Consider the following 2,575-nt stretch of genomic DNA (forward strand, 5'->3'; position numbering starts at 1 on the left):
ATCCCCATCTGGGCCATCCCGTTTCCATCCGGGCCATCCCGTTCGGTCCCGTGCCGATCCTCTCCCGATCCGGGTTCACGGTCCGGACCAACCCGGCCGGGCGTGCCCCGAAGGACTGAACGCGGCCGGCCACGCTTTCCGGCACGCAGGAGGTATAGCAGGTGCGGGGGCCGGGGTGGATCTGCTGCCCGGGGGCCCGGTTGTCGCGCTGGCTCCTCTGGGCGCCACATTGTCGACCCACCCGTCTTTACGGGTTGTCCGGTGGACGGACGGACAGGTGGGCCGGTGGGCGGACGGACAGGAAATCCGGCAATACGGCCGAACAAGATGTAAAGTACATATCGGATCGGTGGGCCGCAGGCGTCCAGCCGTGCGCGTGGCGGAAAGCCGCGCGGGGACGAAGCCGATAACGCCGGATGAACTCGTCAGCGACACGCCGCAAGGTCTCCGGGTCGGTGCGGTAGACGACCGGTGCCATAGGCTCCGGCCCAACCCTCGGCGTCCGTCGTCGGCGGCGCGGGCCGCAACCCGCCGGGAATCTCCGCCCACATGACTTTTCCGCCGGTCTTGACCCGGTAACCACGACCATTGGCTACACAGCGCGTCGACCATCAACAAGCCACGCCCGTCCTCGCTGAACACGTCCAGGCTCTTGATCCGGGGAGCGGTGTCGTTGCCGTCCCACACTTCGACAAGGACATTCCTGCTCGTCGCGGTAAGCCGCATGGCCACCACGTTTTCCACGTTTTCCAGGCGGCTCGCCTTCACGGCATTCGAGGCCAACTCACAGACGACGAGTTCGGCACTGCTGACGGCGTCCGGGTCCACTGACCATTCCGTGAGCGTGCGGACCGTGCTCGTACGCACGGCGGGAACGGCGACGGCGGTTGGCGGGAAGTGCGCCACGGCCACCCGGATCACAGGTGATGAGTCACCAGTCATGCTGAGCCCCGTGCGGCGGTCAGCGCGTGTGTGGCCGCCCAGCAGGCGATGATCGTGACGTTCACGGCCGCTGTGCAGGCTGGCGCCGCGCCGTGCCGTCTACGCCTGCGCCCAGGGAGGGCAGGTCGCAGCCGGGCAGCACGGCGAACTCGGCCCACGCCACCAGCTCACAGCGGGCGTGGGATAGGCGGCGGCTGACCTTCGCTACACGGTCGTCGAGGGTCAGGGGGAGGCGGGTTCGCGCCTGCCGCATCCGCACGTGCGCCCACTCGTGGGCGGTGTCGAAGTCGGGGAATGCGCCGAGCGGTCTTCCGTCCGCGTCCCACACCACGAACCGGCGTTCGTCCATGGACCCTCTCCCTTCAGTTTGCGACGGGTAGCCCCCCGCGCCGCGAGTCCGTCCCCGTGCCACAGACAGCAGAGCGCGGCGGATGCCGCCGAGAAGAGCGCCTTGGCAACGCAGAGAGACGCGAGCGTCCGCCGACTGCAACGCCGTAGGGGCCAGGCGACCACTCTCGGCGCGCCTGCTGTCACGCAGAAGTCAAACATCGCGAGAGCTCAACATGCAAGACTCATTCTGCAAGCTGAGAAATGTTGATATTTATTCGAAACAGCGATCAAAGTCTTTCATTTCGGGTGATGGACTACCCTCAAACCGAAGGAGGGGCGATGCCAGAGGGCACCACGACGACGGGCTCGACCGTGCCGCGCCGTCAGCTCGGCCGGTACCTGCGTGATCTTCGGAACCAGGCGAGGTTGACCGTGCGGGCAGCCGCACGGCGCTTGGAGTGGTCCGAGGCCAAGATCTAGCGCATCGAGTCGGGGCTGACCTCGCTCCGAAGCTTCGACGTAGAGATCATGTTCCGGATCTACGGTGCGCCCACCGATCTGACCGAGGCGCTGATGGGGCTCGCGAAGGAGACGAAGGCGCGCGGCTGGTGGCACAGCTACGGCGACGTCATCCCGGCCTGGCTCGACCTGTACATCGGGCTCGAAGAGGCGGCCTCTCGCCTCTGGTGCTACCAGCCGGAACTCGTTCCCGGTCTCCTCCAGACAGAGGAGTATGCACGGACCCTGATCCGAGCGGAAGACCCCGGTGTCGAGGACGACGAAATAGACCGGCGAATTCACGTGCGCATGGCCCGGCAGGCGTTGCTGATCCGAGCGACCGATCCCCCGGTGCTGAATGTTGTTCTCAATGAGTCGATTCTGCATCGCCCCGTTGGCGGCCCGAAGGTGCTTGCACAGCAACTCGAACGGATTGCGGACGTAAACCGGCTGCCTAATGTCACGATCAAGGTAATGCCGTTCAGCGCCGGCCTACACGCGGGTGTCACCTCGGGTCCGTTCGTCGTTCTTCGGTTTCCCGAGAACGGAACCGGACGAGCGGGGGAACCGCCAACGGTTTACGTGGAGGGACTCACCGGAGCGTTGTATCTAGAGAAAGATCGTGAGGTAGAGCAATACGAAGAGTCGTTCAGCACGATGTGGGAATCTGCGGCAGAGCGGGACGCGAGCACCAAGATGCTCATTGATCGAGCTAGGAGTCTCGAACCATGAACAGTCACGATCTTTCCGGCACGGTGTGGCGCAAGAGCAGCTACAGCAACGCTAAGGAGTCGAAATGAAATAG

The 2,575-nt window shown here is 65.0% G+C and carries 2 protein-coding genes and 1 pseudogene; 1 reads left to right on the top strand and 2 read right to left on the bottom strand.

Translation table 11 applies throughout. The features are described 5' to 3' along the window. Positions 1-75 precede the first annotated feature (75 nt). Together ACY45C_RS10270 and ACY45C_RS10275 are read right to left on the bottom strand one after the other, a co-directional pair. On the bottom strand, positions 76-942 hold the full coding sequence (locus ACY45C_RS10270; RefSeq protein ID WP_462187398.1) for an ATP-binding protein: 867 nt from the start codon (positions 940-942) through the stop codon (positions 76-78). A 61-nt stretch (positions 943-1,003) separates the two neighbouring features. Continuing rightward, positions 1,004-1,291, bottom strand: coding sequence for a hypothetical protein (locus ACY45C_RS10275; RefSeq protein WP_462187399.1), 288 nt, complete (start codon positions 1,289-1,291; stop codon positions 1,004-1,006). 320 nt (positions 1,292-1,611) lie between these two features. Between ACY45C_RS10275 and ACY45C_RS10280 the strand changes: the two are divergent. Further along, a pseudogene (locus tag ACY45C_RS10280) lies at positions 1,612-2,502 on the top strand (helix-turn-helix domain-containing protein). Positions 2,503-2,575 lie beyond the last annotated feature (73 nt).

The sequence above is a fragment of the Frankia sp. CcWB2 genome (genome assembly GCF_977927585.1).